This window comes from Nocardioides sp. LHD-245 (genome assembly GCF_030929495.1).
GTDB lineage: Bacteria > Actinomycetota > Actinomycetes > Propionibacteriales > Nocardioidaceae > Nocardioides.
Genome location: NZ_JAVFWN010000019.1, coordinates 16,497 through 35,993, shown reverse-complemented (window position 1 = coordinate 35,993; position 19,497 = coordinate 16,497). Strand labels below are relative to the sequence as shown.

Annotated in this window: 20 protein-coding genes; 14 read left to right on the top strand and 6 right to left on the bottom strand. The window is 70.5% G+C overall.

The annotated features are described in order from the left end of the window. Positions 1–66 precede the first annotated feature (66 nt). Positions 67–1,125, top strand: coding sequence for an LLM class F420-dependent oxidoreductase (locus tag RB608_RS24445; RefSeq protein WP_308090694.1), 1,059 nt, complete (start codon positions 67–69; stop codon positions 1,123–1,125). Between the two features lie 64 nt (positions 1,126–1,189). Then, entirely contained in the window at positions 1,190–1,579 is a 390-nt protein-coding gene (locus RB608_RS24440) for a hypothetical protein (RefSeq protein ID WP_308090693.1), read from the top strand. A gap of 12 nt (positions 1,580–1,591) precedes the next feature. Here the strand turns inward: RB608_RS24440 and RB608_RS24435 are convergent, their stop codons facing one another. Further along, on the bottom strand, positions 1,592–2,107 hold the full coding sequence (locus RB608_RS24435) for a hypothetical protein (RefSeq protein ID WP_308090692.1): 516 nt from the start codon (positions 2,105–2,107) through the stop codon (positions 1,592–1,594). 50 nt (positions 2,108–2,157) lie between these two features. Between RB608_RS24435 and fadD8 the strand changes: the two genes are divergently transcribed. Further along, positions 2,158–3,756, top strand: coding sequence for a fatty-acid--CoA ligase FadD8 (fadD8, locus tag RB608_RS24430; protein ID WP_308090691.1), 1,599 nt, complete (start codon positions 2,158–2,160; stop codon positions 3,754–3,756). A gap of 44 nt (positions 3,757–3,800) precedes the next feature. Here fadD8 and RB608_RS24425 read toward each other — a convergent pair whose 3' ends face one another. Both RB608_RS24425 and RB608_RS24420 read right to left on the bottom strand, forming a co-directional pair. Further along, positions 3,801–4,523, bottom strand: a complete 723-nt coding sequence (locus tag RB608_RS24425) for an FCD domain-containing protein (protein WP_308090690.1) — start codon at positions 4,521–4,523, stop codon at positions 3,801–3,803. A gap of 12 nt (positions 4,524–4,535) precedes the next feature. Then, on the bottom strand, positions 4,536–5,978 hold the full coding sequence (locus RB608_RS24420; RefSeq protein WP_308090689.1) for an APC family permease: 1,443 nt from the start codon (positions 5,976–5,978) through the stop codon (positions 4,536–4,538). A 297-nt stretch (positions 5,979–6,275) separates the two neighbouring features. Here RB608_RS24420 and RB608_RS24415 point away from each other — a divergent pair, with 297 nt between their 5' ends. The 6 genes from RB608_RS24415 to RB608_RS24390 all read left to right on the top strand — a co-directional run bounded on the left by RB608_RS24415 (position 6,276) and on the right by RB608_RS24390 (position 11,759). Then, positions 6,276–7,019 carry a gamma-glutamyl-gamma-aminobutyrate hydrolase family protein gene (locus RB608_RS24415; protein WP_308090688.1) on the top strand — a complete coding sequence of 248 codons (744 nt, stop codon included), beginning with the start codon at positions 6,276–6,278 and terminating at the stop codon, positions 7,017–7,019. Continuing rightward, entirely contained in the window at positions 7,016–7,786 is a 771-nt protein-coding gene (locus tag RB608_RS24410; RefSeq protein WP_308090687.1) for a glucose 1-dehydrogenase, read from the top strand. The genes RB608_RS24415 and RB608_RS24410 overlap by 4 nt, the downstream gene beginning before the upstream one ends. Next, positions 7,783–9,159 (top strand): glutamine synthetase family protein, encoded by a 1,377-nt coding sequence (locus RB608_RS24405; RefSeq protein ID WP_308090686.1) that lies wholly within the window; start codon positions 7,783–7,785, stop codon positions 9,157–9,159. Before RB608_RS24410 ends, RB608_RS24405 begins: the two co-directional genes overlap by 4 nt. 1 nt (position 9,160) lies before the next feature. Next, positions 9,161–10,612, top strand: a complete 1,452-nt coding sequence (locus RB608_RS24400) for an aldehyde dehydrogenase family protein (RefSeq protein WP_308090685.1) — start codon at positions 9,161–9,163, stop codon at positions 10,610–10,612. A 66-nt stretch (positions 10,613–10,678) separates the two neighbouring features. Next, positions 10,679–11,158: a hypothetical protein gene (locus RB608_RS24395; protein WP_308090684.1), complete on the top strand. Its 480-nt coding sequence runs from the start codon at positions 10,679–10,681 to the stop codon at positions 11,156–11,158. Positions 11,159–11,168: 10 nt separating this feature from the next. Continuing rightward, positions 11,169–11,759: a cytochrome b/b6 domain-containing protein gene (locus RB608_RS24390; protein ID WP_308090683.1), complete on the top strand. Its 591-nt coding sequence runs from the start codon at positions 11,169–11,171 to the stop codon at positions 11,757–11,759. 12 nt (positions 11,760–11,771) lie between these two features. Here RB608_RS24390 and RB608_RS24385 read toward each other — a convergent pair whose 3' ends face one another. The 3 genes from RB608_RS24385 to RB608_RS24375 all read right to left on the bottom strand — a co-directional run bounded on the left by RB608_RS24385 (position 11,772) and on the right by RB608_RS24375 (position 14,458). After that, entirely contained in the window at positions 11,772–12,464 is a 693-nt protein-coding gene (locus tag RB608_RS24385) for a hypothetical protein (RefSeq protein ID WP_308090682.1), read from the bottom strand. A 95-nt stretch (positions 12,465–12,559) separates the two neighbouring features. Beyond that, positions 12,560–13,513: a hypothetical protein gene (locus RB608_RS24380; RefSeq protein WP_308090681.1), complete on the bottom strand. Its 954-nt coding sequence runs from the start codon at positions 13,511–13,513 to the stop codon at positions 12,560–12,562. A 132-nt stretch (positions 13,514–13,645) separates the two neighbouring features. Then, positions 13,646–14,458 (bottom strand): crotonase/enoyl-CoA hydratase family protein, encoded by an 813-nt coding sequence (locus tag RB608_RS24375; protein WP_308090680.1) that lies wholly within the window; start codon positions 14,456–14,458, stop codon positions 13,646–13,648. Positions 14,459–14,505: 47 nt separating this feature from the next. On the opposite strand from RB608_RS24375, the gene RB608_RS24370 reads away from it, so the two are divergent. The 5 genes from RB608_RS24370 (at position 14,506) to RB608_RS24350 (ending at position 19,490) form a co-directional block, all read left to right on the top strand. Beyond that, the gene (locus RB608_RS24370) at positions 14,506–16,137 is read left to right on the top strand and encodes an acyl-CoA synthetase (protein WP_308090679.1); all 1,632 of its coding nucleotides are present in this window, start codon (positions 14,506–14,508) and stop codon (positions 16,135–16,137) included. Then, complete coding sequence (locus RB608_RS24365; RefSeq protein ID WP_308090678.1) at positions 16,137–17,243, top strand: nitronate monooxygenase family protein; 1,107 nt, start codon at positions 16,137–16,139, stop codon at positions 17,241–17,243. The genes RB608_RS24370 and RB608_RS24365 overlap by 1 nt, the downstream gene beginning before the upstream one ends. Before the next feature lie 69 nt (positions 17,244–17,312). Beyond that, positions 17,313–18,254: a hypothetical protein gene (locus RB608_RS24360; RefSeq protein ID WP_308090677.1), complete on the top strand. Its 942-nt coding sequence runs from the start codon at positions 17,313–17,315 to the stop codon at positions 18,252–18,254. A gap of 47 nt (positions 18,255–18,301) precedes the next feature. Continuing rightward, a complete protein-coding gene (locus RB608_RS24355) occupies positions 18,302–18,808 on the top strand; it encodes a hypothetical protein (protein WP_308090676.1) in 507 nt (168 codons plus the stop codon). Positions 18,809–18,836: 28 nt separating this feature from the next. Next, positions 18,837–19,490, top strand: a complete 654-nt coding sequence (locus RB608_RS24350; protein WP_308090675.1) for an SDR family oxidoreductase — start codon at positions 18,837–18,839, stop codon at positions 19,488–19,490. The last annotated feature ends 7 nt before the right edge of the window (positions 19,491–19,497 follow it).

Here is a 19,497-nt window from a genome sequence, read left to right as displayed (position 1 = left end):
CATGTTCTGGCAAAAAGTGAAACACGTTCTAGAAATGGATCTGGTCGATCCGTCATGATGCGAGGCATGAAACTGGGCTTGCAGCTGGGGTACTGGTCCGCGCAGCCGCCGCAGGGGGTCGGCGAGCTCGTCGCCGCGGCGGAGGATGCGGGCTTCGACGCGATCTTCACCGCCGAGGCCTGGGGGAGCGACGCCTTCACGCCATTGGCCTGGTGGGGTCGCGAGACCTCGCGGATCCGGCTCGGCACATCGATCGTCCAGATGTCGGGCAGGACTCCTGCCTCGATCGCCATGCACGCGCTGACCCTCGACCACCTCACCGGCGGCCGGGTGATCCTCGGCATGGGCGTGAGTGGTCCCCAGGTCGTCGAGGGCTGGTACGGCGTGCCCTTCTCGAAGCCGCTCGCCCGCACCCGCGAGGTGGTCTCGATCATCCGCCAGGTGCTGGCGCGCGAGGCGCCGGTGACCAATGACGGCCCGCACCATCCGCTGCCCTACGGCGGCCCGGGGGCGGTCGGCCTCGGCAAGCCGCTCAAGCCGATCGTGCACCCGCTGCGTGCGGACCTGCCGATCTGGCTCGGCGCCGAGGGGCCGAAGAACGTGGCCCAGACCGCGGAGATCGCCGACGGCTGGATCCCGATCTTCTACACGCCCAAGAGTGCCGGCATGTACCAGCCGTGGCTGGACGAGGGCTTCGCCCGACCGGGCGCGCGGCACGGACCCGATGGATTGGGGCGGGCCTCCTTCGAGATCGCCGCGACCTGTCACCTCCAGGTGGTCGACACGCCCGCGGAGAAGCAGTTGGTCATCGACGGCATGAAGCCGTTCGTCTCGCTCTACATGGGGGGCATGGGCGCCAAGGAGCAGAACTTCCACCACCAGGTCTTCACGCGGATGGGGTACGGCGAGCTTGCCGACGAGGTGCAGGAGCTGTACCTGTCCGGTGAGAAGGACAAGGCCACCGCGCTCATCCCCGACGAGCTCGTCGACGACATGCACATCATCGGCACGCCGTCGGAGGTCAAGGAGCGGGTGGCCCAGTGGGAGGAGACCGGCGTGACCACGCTGCTCCTGTCCTGTCGCAGCGCGGCGGAGATCCGGGGGATCGCCGACCTGCTCGCCTGATGTCCACCGCTCGGACACGCGTGGCACCCTGTCGCCTGTCGGCGGCGCGGGCTACCGTCTCCGCATGAGGCGCGAGCCGCACGAGAACGTCGCCACGGTGCTGGTCGATCCCGTCCTGCTGCCGGACCTCGAGCTGGAGCTGGTCGAGCTCGACCTGTGGGTGTGGCCGGTGCGCTCGGCGCCGATCTGCGTCGACGGGCCGCGCACGGAGTTCCAGGTACGCCGCCGGCTGCTCGAGGCGCAGCGCGGCGCCTGGGACTGCGCGGTGGCCTGGGTCCCGGTGTGGATCAGTTTCGGCGAGCGCTGGGGCAGCGGCGACGACCCCCTGCCGTGGTCCGCCCACCGCGCACTGTGGCAGCTGCTCGACGCCCATGCCGACCAGGTCCGCTTCCATCGGCGGCTGGGCGGCGTGCGACCGCTGATCGCGCCGGTCGAGCGGCGCCCGGCGAGCTGAGCCGCGCCGCGGTCAGTGGGCGAGGAGCTTCAGGCCGACCACGACGACGCCGAGCAGCACCATCGCGCCCAGGGCGACCAGGCGCTGCGCGGGCGCGAGTCCGTGGGCGCGGCGTACGCCGAGCCAGGCGACCAGGCCCAGTGTGCCGACCAGGATCGCCGTCGCGACGTGGAGGGCGGTCTCCACGCGGTACAGGTCCAGTCCGGCCAGGCCGATCGCGAGCAGGGGCGGGACGGTCACGCTGAGGGCGCCGATGCTCGCGCCGCGCATCGTGCGTCCCTCGGCATCGCTCGGGAAACCGCCGCGCACGACGACATGGGACATCAGATCGGCGGCATAGGCGGCCAGGACCGTGCCCAGCGCGCTGACCACCAGGGTCAGTGCCGCCTCGCCGGCGCCCAGGCCGTCGGCATGGAGGCCCAGGGTGAGGATCACGGCGAGACTGGTGAAGGTGACGTAGATCCGTTCGTGCAGGCGGATGGCGGTGACTTCGGCGGAGTGCTCGTCCGGCCGGCGGGAGTCGGTCATGCCCGGCATTCTCCTTGCCCAGCGAATAGAACACGTTCTAGTCTGTCGGGGTGACCGACACGCTTCACACCGCTGCCCACAACGGCCACCTGATGGTCGCGGCCCTCAAGCGCCACGCGCACCGCCCGATCGTGCACCTGGGCGACGTCACCTTGACGGGCAAGGAGACGGCGGACCGGATCTCCCAGTACATCCAGGCGTTCGAGTCCCTCGGTGCGGGACGGGGCACACCGGGCGCGCTGCTCGCGCTGAACCGGCCCGAGGTCCTCTTCATCCTCGGTGCAGGCCAGACCCAGGGCTTCCAGCGCACCTCGCTGCACCCGCTCGGCTCGGCCGACGACCACGCCTACGTCATCAACGACGCCGGCATCACGACGCTGGTCATCGACCCGTACTTCGCGGGCCGGGCCGTCGAACTGCTCGGTAAGTGCCCCGGGCTCAAGCAGGTGTTGACCATCGGGCCCGTGCCGCCGGAGCTCGCGGACGTCGGCACCGACCTCGCCGAGGTGGCGGCGTCCTTCGAGCCGCAGCCGTTCCGGGCCGCCCTCCTCGAGCCCGACCACATCACCTCGATCACCTACACCGGTGGCACGACCGGCAAACCGAAGGGTGTCATCGGCACGGTGCGCGCCTTCTCCACGATGGCGCAGGTCCAGATGGCCGAGTGGGAGTGGCCCGAGGAGCCGCGCTTCCTCATGTGCACCCCGCTGTCGCACGCCGGGGCCGCGTTCTTCGTCCCAGTCGTGCTCAAGGGCGGCACGCTCTTCGTCTCCTCGCGCTTCGACCCGGCCGAGGTGCTGCGCACCATCGAGGAGAAGCGGATCAACTCGCTGATGCTGGTGCCGACCATGCTCTACGCGCTGATGGACCATCCGGACTCCCACACGCGCGACCTCTCCTCGCTCGAGACCGTCTACTACGGCGCGTCGGCGATCAACCCGGTCCGGCTGAAGGAGGCGATCGAGCGGTTCGGCCCGGTCTTCGCCCAGTACTACGGACAGTCCGAGGCGCCGATGGTGATCAGCTACTTCCCGAAGGGCGACCACGTGGATGCGGAGGGCAGGCCGGTCGAGAGCCGGCTGACGTCGTGCGGCCGCCCCTCGGCGTACCTGCGCGCCGCGCTGCTCGACGAGGCCGGCGAGCCGGTGAAGCAGGGCGAGCCGGGCGAGATCTGCGTCGCGGGCCCGCTGCTGGCCGCCGGCTACTGGCAGCGTGAGGCCGAGACCTCGGAGACCTTCCGCGACGGCTGGATGCACACCGGTGACGTGGCGCGCGAGGACGAGGACGGCTTCTGGTACATCGTCGACCGCACCAAGGACATGATCGTGACGGGCGGCTTCAACGTGTTCCCCCGTGAGGTGGAGGACGTCATCGCCGAGCACCCGGCGATCGCCCAGGTCGGCGTCATCGGCACCCCGCACGAGAAGTTCGGCGAGGCGGTGACCGCCGTCGTCGTCCTGCGCGACGGCTTCGAGCTGACCGACGAGGTCGTCGCGGAGATCAAGGAGGCCGTCAAGGAGCGGAAGGGCTCGGTGCAGGCGCCGAAGGACGTCATCGCGGCCGACGCGCTGCCGCTGACGGCGCTCGGGAAGCCGGACAAGAAGGCGCTGCGCGCCCGATTCTGGACAGGGGAGCGCTCGGTCGGCTGAACGTCGACGGGTCGGCTCGACCGTGAATGGTGCCGTAGCCCCCGTCACCCGTCGATGAGACGCAGTATGTCGTCGCGGGAGGAGTCGATATGGCGCCGCATCGCCGCCGAGGCCGCCTCGCCGTCACCTTCGGCGATCAGGTCGAGCACGAACTGGTGCTGGGAGTGGCTCGACTCCTTGATGACCTCGAAGTCGGCCAAGTCGACGGGTTGGAACATGCTGGCACGGCTGTCCTCGATCGCGGCCGCGAGATGTTGATTGCCCGCGGCGCGCGCCACGGCGAGGTGGAAGACGGTGTCCGCGCGACGGAACTCGTCCTTGTTGCCGACGGCGCGCAGGGCCTCCTGGGCGAGCCGCATCTCGGCGAGATCGTCCTCGGTGCGCCGCGTTGCGGAGAGCCGGGCGGCGACCGACTCGAGTTCGCGACGGAACTCGATGAGGCTCAGCAGCGCGGTCCGACGCTGACGCAGCTCGTGGAGCGCAACCTCCGGGGCGACGCTGTTGTCCTGGATGATCGCCCCGCCCGCATTGCCGCGCACGATCTGGATCTGACCGCTGCCCTCCAGGACCCGGAACGCCTGGCGAAGGGTCTCCCGCGCCACTCCGAGCCGCTCGGCGAGCTTGCGCTCGGCGGGCAGCTTGTCCCCCGGCAGCAGACGGCCCAGCGAGATCTCGCGACGGATCAGATCGACGACGTCGGCGTAGCCCGCGAGCGGGTGATCGGGGCGAAGGGTCGCGGGAGTGCGCACCAGCGGTGTGTCGGCCATGACGAGGTCATCCTAGGGTGTCGGGGTCGGTGACTCCGCTTGGTCTCCCTGCCCCACGGCGTCGAGAATCGGTGCCCGTCGCTGACGGGATCCGATCACGAAGCCCACGACCGCCGTCGCGAGGATCAGCACGGGCATGGCGTTGACGAGGTCGGAGTCGCTGCCGGTCACGACCGCGTAGTTGTCGAGGATCACGAAGGCGAAGTAGGCCAGTGCCAGGGCGGCGGCGACGGGGGCGATCACGTGATGCCACGGACGCACGGCTCCGCGGCGACGGAAGTAGAACGGGACCGAGAACGAGCACAGGGCCATGAGGATGATGACGGACAGCGAGCCGATCCCGGCGGCCTGTGAGCCGAGGTCGACGTAGGGGTCCGCGCCGGCGACCACGTAGACCAGAGCGGCGAGGGCGACGATGGCGGCCTGGGTGATCCCCGCGGCCTGCGGCGTCTGCCGCTCCGGGTGGGTGCGGGCGAGGTAGCGCGGGAGCACCCCCTCGCGGCCGAAGGCCATGAGGTAGCGCGACGACATGTTGTGCAGGGCCATCAGCACGGCCAGCAGACTCGTGAGCAACAGCCAGTCGATCACCGTGGTCGAGCCGTCGCCGAGCACCGAGGCCATCGCGTCGATGGTGAAGGCGCCCGGGTCGGCGGCGGCCACGCTCCCGGCGTCCGTGCCGCCGTTGGTGCCCACGAGGATCCACGCCGTCAGCACGTAGAGCGTGCCGATCACGCTGATCGCCAGATACGTCGCCTTCGGCACGGTCCGGTGGGGGTCGCGCGCCTCCTCGCCGAAGATCGCGGTCGCCTCGAAGCCGATGAAGCAGGTCACCGCGAAGAGCAGCGCCAGGCCGGGGGAGCCGGACACGACCTCGCTCGGCGAGAACGACTCCGCCGGCAGGACGTCCAGTCCGTGCCGGGCGACGGCCACGAGGTCGAAGAGCACCAGGACTCCGGTCTCGATGAGCAGGATGACTCCGAGGGCCCGGACGTTCAGCTCGACGCCGCGGACCCCGATGACCAGCGCGATCGTGAGGGCGACGGCCGAGAACAGCCACCACGGCAGGTCGAGTCCCAGTTGCGCTTCGAAGGTCTGCTGGGAGAAGTAGCCGATGAGACCCACGACGTAGATCGTGAGCACGTTGTAGGCGACGACCGCGACCAGTCCGGCGGCCATGCCGATCCGTCGTCCGAGCCCGGCGCTGATGTAGGCGTAGAACGCGCCCGCGTTGACCACGTGGGCGCTCATCGAGGTGTAGCCGACAGCGAAGAGCGCGAGGACGACCGCGACGAGCAGGAAGGTGCCGGGCGCGGCCACGCCGTTGCCGAACCCCACGACCAGGGGCAGGGCGGTGGCCATGGCGGTCAGTGGCGCCGCGGTCGCGACGACCATGAACACGATGCCCCAGGGGGTGATGCTGTCGGCCTTGAGGGAGTCTCGCCGTGGTGCCGTCATGGGTTCTCCTCGGTGGTCCATGTATTGATGGCATGGACCGTAATATAGACCAATGGCCCATGGCGAGCGTTTGCGCAAGAACTTTTCTTCCGCGCCTCCGGCGGGACAGGCAGGGGATAGTCGAGGAACGGACCGATCTTGACGTGATGCTGGACCGCGCTGGCCCATTGGTCTACCATATGTGCCAATGCAGGCGATCGTGTCGCCTCGGAACGACAGGAGGGTGGTCATGGTTGGCCGACGAGGCTCAGGACGCCGTCAGGCGGCGGGCGGCGGGGACGCCGCGGAGGAGAGGCGGTGAGGGGGCCCCGGAGCCGTCCGGTCATCGGGCTGACCGGACGGCGTATGGCGGCGCGCGTCATCGGCGTACCGGCGGGGTTCGACGACGCGCCCCTCGACATCTACATGAGCGAGTACGCGACGTCGGTCATCGACGCCGGCGGCATCCCCCTGCACCTGCCGCTGGACATGCGGCCCGAGGACGTCCTCGACCTCGTCGACGGCGTGATCTTCGTCGGCGGCGCCGACGTGGACCCGCGCCGGTACGGCGGCGTGCCCCATCCCCGCTCGGGCGGACTCGAGCCGCTGCGCGACCAGTTCGAGCTGGACCTCGCCGCGCAGGGGCTCGGCGCGGGTGTGCCGATGCTCGGCATCTGCCGCGGTGCCCAGCTGCTCAACGTGGCGCTCGGCGGCACGCTGGTGGCGGACCTGCCGATCGGCCAGGGCGAGTCCCACGCGTCCTACGCCTACCCGCGCGCCCACCGGTCGCACGGCGTCTCCTTCACCGCCGGCTCGATGCTCGAGTCGCTCTACGGGCCCGAGGCCCTCGTCAACTCCTTCCACCACCAGGCCGTCGATCGCCCCGGTCGTGACGTCGCGGTCACGGGCCGGGCGAGCGACGGGGTGGTGGAGGCCTTCGAGGTCGCCGACCGCCCGGTCGTCGGCATCCAGTGGCACCCCGAGTGCTTCGCAGCAGATCCGATCTTCAACTGGCTGGTCGACGCGAGTGTCGCCCACAAGCTTCAGGAGAGTGCAGCATGACCGCAGTCCACGGCGGCAAGATCGCCTACGTCACGGGTGCCGGGTCGGGCATCGGTCGCGAGACCGCGCTGCGGCTGGCGCGCGAGGGCGCCCGCGTGATGGTGACCGACATCGACGTGGCCCTCGCCGAGGCCACCGTGAAGGCGATCGAGGACGACGGCGGCGTCGCGCTCGCCGCCGCGGTCGACGTACGTGACCGGGACGCCGTCGCCGCGTCGGTGCGCACGGTGGAGGAGAGCTGGGGTGCCCTGCACCTGCTCGTCAACAACGCCGGCCTGGTGACGCCCCACTCGTTCCATGACCTGACCGACGACGCCTGGGATCTCGTGCTCGACGTCAACCTCAAGGGCCAGTTCGTCGTGGCCCAGGTGGCCGCGCCGCTCATCGCCCGCTCCGGTGGGGGCGCGATCGTCAACCTGTCCACGGTCGAGGCGATCGCGGTCGTCACGTCGGGCACCACGACCCAGCCGCACTACAACGCGAGCAAGGGCGGCGTGCCGATGCTGACGAAGGCCCTCGCGATCGAGCTGGCGCCCGACAACATCCGCGTCAACTGCGTCGCCCCCGGTCCGGTCGCCACCGACTTCTTCGACCTGGAGATGGTCACCTCGGACGCCGGCTTGGAGTTCATGAAGCAGCGGCTGCTGGTGCCTCGGGTCGGGCAGCCTGCCGACATCGCCGCCGCGGTCTCGTTCCTGCTCTCGGACGAGGCGTCGTTCATCGACGGCATCCAGCTGCCGGTCGACGGCGGGTGGCTGACCCGATGAGTGCGGCATGGCTGCTGGATCCCGCCGACCTGGTCGCGCACGGCATCCACACGGTCATCGTCGCCTCGCCGGACCTCCAAGGGCGCTTGGTCGGCCGGCGGGTTCCGGTCGAGTCCTTCGACCGGGTCATCGCCGACGGCGTCGAGGTCTGCACCTGCGTGTACGCCTGGGACCTGACCCAGGATCTCGGGCTCGTCGAGGCCAACGTGTTCCCGCTGTGCGGCATGCACAACGGCGTACCGGACGTCACCTTCCGGCCCGACCTGGGCACCTTGCGGCGCGCGGCCTGGCTCGACGGCATCGCCATCTGCCTCGCCGACCCGTGGGACGCGGCGAAGGGTGAGTATCTGCCCCTGTCGCCGCGGGTGATGCTGCGGCAGCAGATCGAGCGCTTCGCAGCACACGGCCTGCGGGCCCAGATGGGCACGGAGCTGGAGTTCTACCTGTTCCGCAACGAACCGCGCGAGCTGCGGCGATCGGGCTTCCGCGATCTGGAGCCGACGACCATCGTGCCGGCTGACTTCATGATCCACGAGGGCAACACCTACGAGCCGTTCTTCCGCAAGCTCCGCGCCGACCTGAAGGCCTCCGGAATCGAGATGGAGGCCGCCCAGTCGGAGTGGGGCACGGGGCAGTGGGAGATGACCTTCCGTTACGGCGATCCGCTCGAGATGGCCGACCGCCACGCGCTCTACAAGCTCGCGGTCCGCGACAGTGCCTCGGCCGCCGGCATGAGTGCGACCTTCATGGCCAAGCCGCTGAACGGCGGGCAGCCCGGGTCGTCGTGCCACGTGCACTTCTCGGTCGTCGACGACGAGAGCCGCCCGGTCTTCTGGGACGACGCGACCCCGCATCATCTGGGGGAGAGGATGCGCCAGGCGATCGGCGGCATCCTGCAAGAGGTGCCGACGTTCATGGCCTGGTATGCCCCGACCGTGAACTCCTACCGGCGGGCGAACGGCGCCGACGTCGCCGGCTGGGGGCGCACCTGGGGTCTGGACAACCGCACGACGTCGGTCCGCGTCGTGGGCAATCGGCCTCGGGACCTGCGCTTGGAGTTCCGGTTGCCGGGCGCCGACACCAATCCGTACCTGACTCTCGCGGCCCTGCTCGCCTCGGCGCGGCAGGGCATCGCGCTGGGCGTGTCGCCGCCGCCGATGACGGAAGGCAACGGATACGAGACGCCGATCGGCTCCGAGGTCCCGCTGCACCTCGGTGAGGCGGCGAGTGCCTTCGCGGCCTCACCGTTCGCCCGTGCCGAGTACGGCGACGAGGTCGTCGAGCACTTCCGGATCCTGCTGGAGCACGAGTGGCGGTCCTTCCTGGGCACCGTCAACGACTGGGACCTCGACCGCTACTTCGACAGGATCTGACATGACGATCACTCCACCCGAGCTCGCGACCTGGGTCGACGGCACGCCGGAGCTCTCGGCCGTCGAGGTCGACGACGTCCTGCACGACCCCAACACGGCTGCACCGCTGCAGCGCAACCGGGCCTCCTCGCCCGAGCAGGTCGAGCGGGCACTGGCTGCCGCGTGGTCAGCGCACACTCTCGGCACCTGGCGCGACCTGGGACTGGCCGGACGGGCCCCGGTCCTGCGCCGTCTCGCTGCCCTGATCGACGAGCAGCAGGCGGCGATCGCCGAGCTCGACTCGCTCAACAGCGGCGTCACGCTCCGCGAGACCACCCTGTTCGCGGCCAGCCTGGCGGAAACCATCCGCACGGCGATCGAGCTGGCCGAGGAACGCGGCGAGTCGTCCGAGCTCGCGGCCGCTCAGGGGCCGGTGCGGCTGCGCCGGGTGCCGTGGGGCCCGACGGCACTCATCGCCCCGTGGAACGCTCCGTCGGCAGTGGCCGTCAAGAAGATGGCATACGCACTCGTAGCCGGGGCACCGGTCGTGCTCAAACCGTCACCGGCCTCACCGTGGAGCGCCCAGCTCCTCGCGGCGGCCGCCGCGGAGGCCGGCTTGCCGGCGGGAGTCTTCTCCCTCGTCCTCGGTGCCGGCGACGTCGGTCAGCAGATCTGCGGCGACTCCCGGATCAAGGCGATCTCCATGACTGGATCGACGGCCACGGGCCGGCTCATCGCCCAGACGAGCGCGCCGAATCTCACCCGGCTGCGCCTCGAGCTGGGCTCCAACAACCCGGCCATCGTGCTGGCCGACGCCGACGTCGCAACGACGGTCGAGCATCTGGCCAAGGGCATGACCAAGCTCAACGGACAGTGGTGCGAGGCGCCACGCCGGGTGTTCGCCGATCGGAGCGTGCACGGCGATCTGGTCGAGGGCCTGGTCGAACGTCTGAGGAGCACGCGGGTCGGATCGGCGCTCGATGCCAGCACGGACGTGGGGCCGATGGCGTTCCGGCAGCGTCGCGACGACCTCGTGGCGCAGCGTGAGCTCCTGCTCGCGGCGGGCGCGACCGCCGGGCACGACATCGACCTCCCGGACGACGGCTGGTTCGTCGCTCCGACGGTCGTCTCGTCGTCGGCGCAGGTCGATCTTCCCGGCGAGGTGTTCGGCCCGATGATCGCGATCGAGCCCTTCACGACGGTCGGGGAAGCTCTCGCGAGGTCGAACGCCGGCCCGCACGGCCTGGCCGGCTACGTGTTCGCCGGCGACGTCGAGCGGGCGATCGCCGTCGGTGGCGCCGTGGAGGCCGGGGAGGTCAAGGTCAATGGCACCAGCCTGCTCGACATGTGCGCCGGCTCGGCGCAGAGCTTCTTCGGTGACAGCGGTCTGGGCGGCCACGGGGACGTCGACGTTCTGGAGTTCTACGCGGGCAAGCAGATCGTGGGCGTCGACCTCGTCGATGCCCCCATGTAGGCCGCCCGCCCCTGCGCGGGGGCGCGGCGGCCCCGGGCCCGAACGCATCGGCACTAGCATGCTGCCATGCGTCTTCTCTCTCGGGCAGTGGCAGTGGCCCTCCTGGCGATCGCCCTGCTGGTCACCTCGTCTCCCGCGCCGGTCCAGGCCGCGTCCGCGCCGAAGGGGCCGGGCGGCAGCTACGCCGGGGCCGAGACGCCGACCGAGCCCAATCCGCTCGACCGGCTCGAGATCGACTTCCAGGTCACGAAGAACGGCCGCAAGGTCAAGAACTGGCTGGTCACCATGAACGTCATCTGCGGTCTCGACGTGAAGCTGATCGCTCAGTCGATGCCGACCATGAAGGTCAAGCCCAACGGCCGCTTCCACGGGTTGTTCGAGGGGGTCCAGGACGGCACGGCCTACCGCGTCGAGGTGGGCGGCAAGCTCGTGGCCAAGAAGCGCAAGGTCACCCAGGGCACGCTCGCCTACAAGGTCGGTGTGTGCCAGCGGGGCACTGTCGCCGGCAACCCGCTCGACTGGACGGCGAAGCGCACCGGTCGCTGACCGCCCGGCCATGCCGCTCCGCAACGGCCAGCACGGCTATGGCGTCGTCACGCGCAGCCTGCATTGGCTGACGGTGCTGCTGGTCGCCGCGCAGTTCGCCGTCGGCTACACGATGGAGACCGAGCGCAGGGATCCACGGATCGACTGTGACCCGCCGGGCGAGAGCCGCGGTGGCGGCGACACGAGCGACGCGGAGGAAGATCGCCTCGACCGGATCGAGGAGCGGTGCGAGGAGCGCCGGGAGCGTCTCGAGGAGGCGGTCGACGCCCAGGAGGACCGGCCGAGTCCTCTCCATGTCGTGCTCGGCGTCCTCCTGCTGGTCGTCGCGCTCGCCCGGGTGACCTGGCGTCGGCTCACTCCGCTTCCGCCGTGGGATCCCCGCCTCGGTCCCGACGGGCGCCGGCTGCTGCACGCCACCGAGGTGACGTTGCTGGCGACCCTGGTCGCGATGCCGCTCTCCGGGCTGCTCCTGGTGGCCGGCGCCGACGACCTGGTGGCGGCCCATGTCGCCGCCCACCTGGTCTTCTTCGCGGCCCTCGCCGCCCATCTCGGGGTGGTGCTGGCTCGGGGTCTGTTGCCTCGGATGCTCCCGTTGCGCTGACTCCGGCCCGCGTCAGCGGGGCTGCTCGCCCCGTAGCCGGTCCCACACCTGCTCGGGGATCCGGTCGAGGAGGGCGTCCATCAGATGCAGCTTCGCGTCGACCTCCGCCGGTGCGTGCGCCCCGGTCCGGATCACCAGCAGGGAGTCGCCGGTGATCCGCCACGACAGGGCGGGGTGGTGGCGCATCACGTCGCGCACCTCGGAGAGCAGGACGTCGGCCGCGAACTCCGGCGCCGGGGAGTGCACGGTGTAGACCGCGTCGAAGGCCGGGTCCCCGATCCGGATGTCGCGGCCGGTCAGCGAGTCGACCCACCGGCGCAGGGTGCTGGTCGGTGCTACCGCGAGCTCGGGTGCCCGGACACCCAGGTTGAGCGCGACGACGGAGTAGGTGTGGCGGGAGGAGTCGTCGCCGGATCCGGTCGTGAAGTGATAGTCGAAGGCGGTGAACGGCCGGCCGTCGTACCGGCCGAGGAGGACGTTGTTCGCCGTTCGGCCGTGTCCCCGGCCGAACGGCGCGCCGGCGAACCGGTCGATGAGGGCGGGGTCGCTCGGGCGGTACTCCCATTCACGGCTGTGCGCGAACGCGGCGAGGCCCTGGCGGCGCTCGGCGGCGCGCTTGGTGCCCACGACGATGCCGAACACGAGGAGCGCGAACAGCGCGACGAAGACGAGTCCGAGGACGACGAAGAGCAGGAGGGCGACCATGGCGCCATCCTGCCCGGCCCGGGCCGGCTCACTCCTCGGCGGAGAGCGTTCGCCCATTGCTGCCGAGCGCGACGTCCCTGGATGGTGCCGAACACCTAGCGCGAAGCCTCGCGCACATGTGCGCGCCGCAACGGCGCGTCGGGGTACTCACGGTCGGGACCTGTCGTTATCAGTGCGCGCCGGCCGGGCTCGATACTGCAGTCGCGGGCGATGTAGCCGCCCGCGGCGTCGGGACCAAAGAGCTCCTCGGCGGTGATCACCACGTAGAACAGCGCTAGTGGTACGGGCCCCCATGCATCGCGGGCTGCGGGGTCGCTTGCCCACGAGGTAAAGGCGGCGACGATGCGCGCGGCCTTCTCATCGGGGACGTGGACGTCGACGAGGATGCGGGTCTCGCTGTCCGAGTCACCGGCCGACATCGTGAGCGGGGAGCTGAAGACGTCGCAGAGCACGCCGTCGATGGGCACCGTGCGCGGGGTGGGCCTGCGGCGGTGAAGCGGGGCCGGGGACGACTCCGCCCACTGCCACGCGCTCGCCGGGTGTCCCGGCCAGGACGTGCGCCGGCCAGCCACGACCGGTGAGCCACCCACCGTCCCGTCGCCGCGGAACGGCAGCACGCCGAGGACCGATGAGCCGTCCCGGGCTTCGAAGACGATCCGCTCGTGCTTGATGCGCAGACTGTCGAGGTGGTAGCCGTTGCGTGGAAGATCGTCGTGGGTCTCAGTGAGTAGGCACCGGCCCCGCGGCTTGCGGAACCCGTACACCTGCCAGGTCGTCCCGATCGCGAAGCGATCCAGCTCCGGCCCGCAAATCACATCGGCGAGGCACTCACGGCGAACCATCCCATCGCCGTCGGTGTACTCGACCTCGACCAACATGATGCCGCGGTCGGGCTGCGTCCCGACTACCGTGGCCGTGCGCGCTGTGCGATCCAGCGCGGGCAGCGGTTTGCGAATGGTGGCCTCCGCGCGCCGCACGATCAGGGTGAAGACGATCATCACCACGATCGCGCCGACGCCGATGAGATACTCCAGCACGTCATCTGACATGCAGCGATTCTCCGTCAAGGCTGTCCTCAACTGGTCACGCTGGTGCCGTCGACACCAAGCCCGAGCCGAACCCGGCGCTGTCGCTATGCCGCCAGAGGCGCCTGACCATCAGTGCGGCTGTAGTCCTAGGTCCTAGCGCCCCTTGAACTCCGGTGCCCGCTTCTCCAGGAACGCCCGGGGACCCTCCTTGGCGTCCTCGGAGGAGAACACCGCCGCGCCGATCTTGGCGTCGTCGGCCCAGCACTCCTCCTCGTGCTTGCCCTCGGAATCGCGCATCGTCTTGAGGATGGCCTGGACGGCGAGCGGGCCGTTGGCGGCGATCTTGTCGGCGATCTCGTGGGCCTTCGCCAGGGCCTCGCCGTCGGGGACGACGTGGCCGATCAGGCCGAGCTCCTTGGCCTCGGCTGCCCCCAGGGTGCGACCGGTCAGCAGCAACTCCGCGGCGACGGTGTAGGGGATCTGGCGGGGGAGGCGCACCGCGGAGCCGCCCAGGGGGTACAGCGACCAGCGGGCCTCGGCCACCCCGAACTTCGCCGACGCGCCGGCGACCCGGATGTCGGTGCCCTGGAGGATCTCGGTGCCGCCGGCGATCGCCGGTCCCTCGACCGCCGCGACGAGCGGCTTGGTGAGCCGGAAGCCCTTGAGCAGACCCTTGATCGTGGTCGGGTCGTAGGCACCGGACTCGAAGCTCTCGGACGGCGGCCGGTCGTCGGCGGCCTTGAGATCCATGCCCGCGCAGAAGTAGCCGCCGGCTCCGGTGAGGATGCAGACCCGGATCTCCGGGTCCTCGTTCACCCGGTCCCAGGCGGCCTCCATGATCCGCAGCATCTCGCTCGACAGCGCGTTGCGACGCTCCGGACGGTTCATGGTGACGATCAGCTTGTGGCCGTCCTGCTCGACGAGGCAGTCGGCGGAGGCGTCGGGGGCGACTTCGGTGGCGGACATGTGAACAACGCTAGCGAAAAAGTGAAACGTGTTCTACTGTCGGCCTCGTGGCCCTGAACATCGCCGACCTCTTCGAACACGCCGTCGACGCCGTCCCGGACAAGCCTGCCGTCCAGGTGGGGGACCGCGTCATCTCCTTCGCCGAGCTGGAGGCGGAGTCCAACAAGCTCGCCCACTACCTGCAGGCGCAGGGCATCGGGACCGGGGACCACGTCGGTCTCTACGCGAAGAACAGCATCGAGCACGTGATCGCGCTGATCGCGATCCTCAAGGTCCGGGCCGTCTCGATCAACGTGAACTTCCGCTACGTCGCCGGTGAGCTCGAGTACCTCTTCGACAACGCTGACCTGGTGGGCCTCGTCCACGACCGCGTCTACGCGCCGCTCGTGGCCGAGGTGCTCCCCAGGGTCGGCGCCATGAAGGCGGTCGTCGCGGTGCCGAACCCGCTGGAGCCCGACGACGCGAGCGAGCTCTCGTCGTTCGGCGGCGTCACGCTGGAGGAGGCCGTCGCCGGCCAGTCCGCCGCCCGCGACTTCGGCGAGCGCAGCCCCGACGACATCCACATCATCTACACCGGCGGCACCACGGGCTTCCCCAAGGGCGTGATGTGGCGCCATGAGGACTTCTGGCGGGTGCTCGGCGGTGGGATCGACTTCATGACGTCGGAGCCGCTCGAGGAGTACGACCAGTCCAAGAAGGCCCTCCAGGACAGCCTGGTCACGCTGCCGCTCAGTCCGCTCATGCACGGTGGCGCGCAGGCCTCGCTGCTGATGCACCTCTTCGCCGGCCAGGTCACCATCCTCGAGCCGAAGTTCGACCCGGTCCGCACCTGGGAGCTGGTCGACCAGCACGGCGTCCAGATGCTCTTCATGACCGGCGACGCGATGGCGGTCCCGCTCATCGACGCCTACGAGGCGGGCGGCTACGACGGGCAGACGCTCTTCGCGATCGCCTCCAGCGCCGCGATCTTCTCCAAGTCGGTCAAGGAGCGTTGGATGAAGGCGTTCCCCAACGCCGTGTTCACCGACTCCGTCGGCTCCTCCGAGACCGGCTTCCAGGGCACCGGACTGCAGGACGCGAGCGCCCTGTCCACCGACGGCCCGGTCATCTCGCTGCCGCCGACGACGGTCATCCTCGGCGACGACGGCCGTCCGCTCGACCCGGTGAAGGACGTCGGCAAGATCGGCCGCACCGCCCGGTCGGGCAACGTTCCGGTCGGCTACTACAAGGATCCCGAGAAGTCGGCCAAGACCTTCGTCGAGATCGACGGCGTGCGCTACTCCATCCCCGGCGACAACGCCCGGATCGAGGAGGGCAACCGGATCACGCTGCTCGGCCGCGGCTCCAACTGCATCAACACCGGTGGCGAGAAGGTCTACCCCGAGGAGGTCGAGCAGGCGATCAAGGCGCACCCCGGCGTCTACGACGTCCTGGTGGTCGGCCTCCCCGACGACAAGTACGGCCAGACGGTGGCCGCGGTCGTCGAGCCGCGACCCGGTCACGCCGTGGAGCTCGACGAGCTGCGCACCTTCCTGCGCGCGCACCTGTCCGGCTACAAGCTGCCACGCGCGCTCACCCTCGTCGAGGAGATCCCGCGCAACGCGACGGGCAAGGCGCAGTACCCGCGGGCCAAGGAGATGGCCCTCGCGGACCGGGCCGAGACGGAGGTGAGCGTCTGATGCGCACCGCGCTGTGCGATGCCTTCGGCATCGAGTACCCGATCTTCGCGTTCACGCCCTCCGAGCACGTCGCGGCCGCCGTGTCCCGCGCGGGCGGCCTGGGCGTGCTGGGCTGCGTGCGGTTCAACGACACCGACGAGCTCGACCGGGTCCTCACCTGGATGGACGAGAACACCGACGGCAGGCCCTACGGCGTCGACGTGGTCATGCCGATGAAGATCCCCACGGAGGGCACCTCGGCCGACCTGTCGTCGTACATCCCCGAGGACCACAGGAAGTTCGTCGACGAGACCCTGCTCAAGCTCGGCGTGCCGCCGCTGCCCGAGGGCGAGGGCCGTGAGGGCGTCCTCGGCTGGCTGCACTCGGTCGCCCGCTCCCACGTGGACGTCGCGCTGCAGCACCGACCGGTGCTCATCGCCAACGCCCTCGGCTCGCCGCCGGTCGATGTCATCGAGCAGTGCCACGACGCCGGTCTCAAGGTCGCCGCGCTGGCCGGCGCCCCGAAGCACGCGCTGAGCCACGTCGCGAACGGCGTCGACATCATCATCGCCCAGGGCTACGAGGCCGGCGGGCACACCGGTGAGATCGCGTCCATGGTGCTCACGCCCGACATCGTCGATGCCGTCGGCCCCGACGTCCCGGTGCTCGGCGCCGGCGGCATCGGCTCGGGCCGGCAGATCGCGGCCTCGCTCGCCCTCGGCGCGCAGGGCGTGTGGACCGGCTCGATCTGGCTGGGCACCGAGGAGTACCGCAACCTCGCCGGCAACAAGGGCTGGGAGACCGCGTTCCTGCGGGCCACCTCGTCCGACACCGTGCGGACCCGGATCTACACGGGCAAGCCGGCCCGCCTGCTCAAGACGAAGTGGACCGAGGCGTGGTCGGAGGAGGACGCTCCGGCGCCGCTGCCGATGCCGCTGCAGAACCTCCTCGTCGCCGACGCCCACAACCGGATCAACGCCTCCGGCGACCCCGATGTCATCTCCATGCCGATCGGGCAGATCGTCGGCCGGATGAACGAGGTCCGCCCGGTCGCCGAGGTGGTCGCCGACCTGGTCGCCGAGTTCGAGACGACGGTCAAGAAGCTCGACGGGATCGCCGGCCTCTGACTCGAGGACCCGGGGCGGTGCGGATCTTGCGGTGTGGATCTTTTGGGGGACCGTCGCGCACCTGTAGGCGTGACTGATCCGCACCTGCTCCCGTGGAGCTTCGACGACATCGCCGCGTTCGGCGCGCGGCCCCACCGGGCCCGGCACCTGCTGCACGAGCAGCCGATGTTCACCGACGACGCGCTGGCTGACCTGCTCGACCGGCTGCCGCGCTCGGTCGTGCACCCGTACACCATGGGCGACGACCCGCTGCGCCTGGAGGACTGGCGCCGCGGAGCGCCGACCGACCTGCCGGGCAAGGAGCTCTTGGAGATCGTGGCGCGCGGCCACCTGTGGCTCAACCTGGTCGGCATCGACGCTCACGACCGCGACGTCGCCCGCCAGGTCGAGCAGCTCTACGGCGAGATCCGCGAGCTCGTGCCCGGGTTCAGCCCGATCCGGACGTCCGCGACGCTGATCGTCTCCTCTCCCTCGGCGATGGTCTACTACCACGCCGACAACCAACCGAACCTGCTCTGGCACGTGCGCGGCCGCAAGCGTGCCTACGTCTACCCGCGCGCGGAGCGGTTCGTGAGCGACGTGAACCTGGAGCGCCTGGTCGCGGGCGAGACCGACGAGGAGCTGCCCTTCGACCTCGGGTACGACGAGCACGCGGCGGTGCTCGACCTGGAGCCCGGGGAGGTGGCCTGGTGGCCGCAGAACAGCCCGCACCGCGTCGAGAACGTCGGCGGGATGAACGTCTCGTTGTCCACCGAGCACTGGACGGCGGCCTCGGCGCGCCGGGAGCACCTGTGGGCGGCCAACTACTACCTGCGCAACCGGCTGGGGCGGGCGCCGCGGTCCACCCGCGAGCGCGGGCTGGTCCCGGCGGCGAAGGTCGCCGCCATGCGACTCGGCCGGCGCGCCGGCGTCCTGGACCCCGGCCGGCGACAGGGCCCGCGCCCGAGCTTCACGGTCGACCCCGACGTCGCCTCCGGCGTCGGGCCGCTCCGTGCGGGCTCGCTCCGCTGAGCCCTCGTACTCAACCGCGGAAGGGCGCGGGTACGGAGGATCGGACCATGATCGCCCCCACGCGCCGCGGCGCCCGCCCCACGCTCTTCCTTGCTCTCGCCCTCGGCGGTGTCTCCCTCACGGCATGTGGGAACGCCGTCACCACCGAGATCGTCGGCACGGTCGGGATCACCGTCGACGCCGAGGATCACCCGCTGGTCCTGGTCCGCGTGTGCGAAGGACGGATCGACACGATCGAGGTCCACGGCGACCGCGCCGGGCTCGCCGAGGACGAGGCCAATCCGATCCTCGGGAGCTGGCACGCGGAGACCGGCCGGGATGGCCTGGTCGAGCTGGCGCTCGGCGCCGCGAACGACGGGTGGTCCGGCCCGGACGACCTCTCCCTGGCCGACGGTCGCACCTACGTCGTGACCGCCGACGACTCGGGCGAGGACGCCGAGGCGACCCAGGTGTCCTTCACGACGGCCCAGCTCGCGGCGCTGACGCCCGACCAGGTGATCGTGGGCGAGGGCAGCACGCGGCCGCGATCTGAGTTCGGCGCCTGCGATCGCTAGCGGGGCGGCGGCGCATTACGCTGCCGGGATGACCCGCAGCGTGCTGATCGCAGGAGCCGGACCCGGGGTGAGCGGATCGCTCGCCCGCCTCTATGCCGCCGAGGGCGGCAGCGTCGGCCTGCTCGGTGCCGAGGAGGACGTGCTGAGTGTCCTGCGCGCGGACATCGAGGCGGCAGGCGCGCTGGCCGGATCGTCCGTCGTCGATCTCACCGACGACGCGGCCACGCGGTCCGCGGTCACCCGGATGGGCGAGCACGTCGGGCACTTCGACGTCGTCCACTTCAACCCGTCGGCCTACCGGGAGAAGGATCCGCTCAGCCTCACCCCGGACGAGCTGCTCGAGGACGTCCGCCTGGGCGTCGGCGCGCTGCTGTCGGTTGTCCAGGCGGCCCGCCCGTTCCTGCGGCCCGGTGGCCGGATCACCGTCACCGGCAGCATGGCCGCCGACCGGCCGTGGCACGGCGCCGCCTCGCTCGGTGTGCAGAAGGCCGGTGTCCAGAATCTGGTGCACAGCATCGACGCGACGCTCAAGGAGGACGGCATCCGGGCGGTGTCGGTGACCGTCCGTGGTCTGCTGAAGAAGGAGGGCCCGTTCGCTCCCGACAATGTCGCGCGTGCGTTGCGGGCCGCGATCGACCAGGACGAGGCGGCATGGCGCACGGAGCTGCCCTACCCGGGCTGAGCCGTCC

What these genes read in the sequence shown, in the direction of transcription:
- RB608_RS24350 (WP_308090675.1), top strand. Translation starts at nt 18,837, where the DNA reads ATGACCCGCAGCGTGCTGATCGCAGGAGCCGGACCCGGGGTGAGCGGA.
- RB608_RS24410 (WP_308090687.1), top strand. Translation starts at nt 7,016, where the DNA reads ATGACCGCAGTCCACGGCGGCAAGATCGCCTACGTCACGGGTGCCGGG.
- RB608_RS24375 (WP_308090680.1), bottom strand. Translation starts at nt 14,458, where the DNA reads ATGTCCGCCACCGAAGTCGCCCCCGACGCCTCCGCCGACTGCCTCGTC.
- RB608_RS24390 (WP_308090683.1), top strand. Translation starts at nt 11,169, where the DNA reads ATGCCGCTCCGCAACGGCCAGCACGGCTATGGCGTCGTCACGCGCAGC.
- RB608_RS24380 (WP_308090681.1), bottom strand. Translation starts at nt 13,513, where the DNA reads ATGTCAGATGACGTGCTGGAGTATCTCATCGGCGTCGGCGCGATCGTG.
- RB608_RS24400 (WP_308090685.1), top strand. Translation starts at nt 9,161, where the DNA reads ATGACGATCACTCCACCCGAGCTCGCGACCTGGGTCGACGGCACGCCG.
- RB608_RS24365 (WP_308090678.1), top strand. Translation starts at nt 16,137, where the DNA reads ATGCGCACCGCGCTGTGCGATGCCTTCGGCATCGAGTACCCGATCTTC.
- RB608_RS24440 (WP_308090693.1), top strand. Translation starts at nt 1,190, where the DNA reads ATGAGGCGCGAGCCGCACGAGAACGTCGCCACGGTGCTGGTCGATCCC.
- RB608_RS24435 (WP_308090692.1), bottom strand. Translation starts at nt 2,107, where the DNA reads ATGACCGACTCCCGCCGGCCGGACGAGCACTCCGCCGAAGTCACCGCC.
- RB608_RS24425 (WP_308090690.1), bottom strand. Translation starts at nt 4,523, where the DNA reads ATGGCCGACACACCGCTGGTGCGCACTCCCGCGACCCTTCGCCCCGAT.
- RB608_RS24445 (WP_308090694.1), top strand. Translation starts at nt 67, where the DNA reads ATGAAACTGGGCTTGCAGCTGGGGTACTGGTCCGCGCAGCCGCCGCAG.
- RB608_RS24405 (WP_308090686.1), top strand. Translation starts at nt 7,783, where the DNA reads ATGAGTGCGGCATGGCTGCTGGATCCCGCCGACCTGGTCGCGCACGGC.
- RB608_RS24420 (WP_308090689.1), bottom strand. Translation starts at nt 5,978, where the DNA reads ATGACGGCACCACGGCGAGACTCCCTCAAGGCCGACAGCATCACCCCC.
- RB608_RS24355 (WP_308090676.1), top strand. Translation starts at nt 18,302, where the DNA reads ATGATCGCCCCCACGCGCCGCGGCGCCCGCCCCACGCTCTTCCTTGCT.
- RB608_RS24395 (WP_308090684.1), top strand. Translation starts at nt 10,679, where the DNA reads ATGCGTCTTCTCTCTCGGGCAGTGGCAGTGGCCCTCCTGGCGATCGCC.
- RB608_RS24385 (WP_308090682.1), bottom strand. Translation starts at nt 12,464, where the DNA reads ATGGTCGCCCTCCTGCTCTTCGTCGTCCTCGGACTCGTCTTCGTCGCG.